This is a genomic window from Pseudonocardia zijingensis, assembly GCF_042657305.1.
In the GTDB taxonomy this organism is placed as follows: domain Bacteria; phylum Actinomycetota; class Actinomycetes; order Mycobacteriales; family Pseudonocardiaceae; genus Pseudonocardia; species Pseudonocardia zijingensis.
In genome coordinates this window covers 1-1,112 of record NZ_JBHSKO010000075.1, presented here as the reverse complement: position 1 = coordinate 1,112, position 1,112 = coordinate 1, and the positions used below count along the sequence as shown (strand labels likewise).

The following is a 1,112-nucleotide window of genomic DNA, read 5'->3' as shown; positions in this document are numbered from 1 at the left end:
GCGGCGACGATCATCGCCGCGGTCACCACCACATAACCGGCCCCCAGGGCCAGCTCCACGGCCCCGGCCGTCGCCACCGTCAACCCACCCGGCGCCAACCCGGCCACCACCAGCTGGGTCAACCCCACACCCGCGGCCGCCCCCAGCTGGGTACCCACCAGGAACCGGCTCGTCCCCGCCACCCCCCGCGTCAGCACCGTCGCCGGGCCCATCGGCAACTGGAACGCGACACTCACCGCCACGAACACGGCGACCAGCGGGATCGCCGAACTCGCCAGGTGCGGCCACCCCAGCAACACCCCGATCAGCACCGGCACGGTGACCATCGGCAGCGACGCACCCACCAGCGTGCCCATCCACGGATGCTTCGCCTTCGCCCGGGCCCACCACCCGTTCGCCCACACCGCCGCATACCGGTGCACGAACGTCACCACAGCGGCCGCCCACACCACGTACTCGGCGCCCAGCCACGGCATGTGGACCTTGAGCATCGGGGAGACCGCCCCGAGCATCAAGCCGATGGGGAACCCGATCAATGACCCGAGCAGCGGCACCGACACCAGGAACCTCGCCGGTGCCCGCCACGCCCGCTTCGCCGCCACAGTCACGCTGTCGCGCACCCGCCGCCACACCGAGCCGGTCGCCTCCGGGGCCGCCAGCCCACCCCGCAGCGCCCCCCACGTCGCGACCGTCAGCGCCGCCGTCAGCACACCCAGCGCCACCACCGCGCCCCGCCACCCGAACAACGCGAACACCGACCCCGCCACCACCAACGGCAACCACGCCCGCCCCACCGACGACCAGGTCTGCACCCGATCCTGGCGCGCGCCGGCTGCGGCCGGCTCCAACGGATGCCGCGCCAACGCCGCCTGGAAGATCGCCGAGGCGGAAATCATCATCCCGCCCAGCCCGTACAACACCAGCAACACACCGAACACAGCCGGCACCACCGCGATCGCGGCCAACGCCACCGACGCGAACAACCCCACCCCCAGCGCCGCGTTCACCCCCATCCGCTTGCCGAACAACGCATTCACCAACAGCGACAGCCCACCCACACCCCACCCCGCGAACGCCAGCAACAACGTCGACGTGGCCGCCACCCCGTAGGT

General features: G+C 72.3%; 1 protein-coding gene. It reads right to left on the bottom strand.

Features of this window, described 5'->3' with window-relative positions; translation table 11 throughout:
* On the bottom strand, positions 1–1,112 hold a 1,112-nt coding region (locus ACFPL3_RS41990; protein WP_379591037.1), incomplete at both ends, for a hypothetical protein.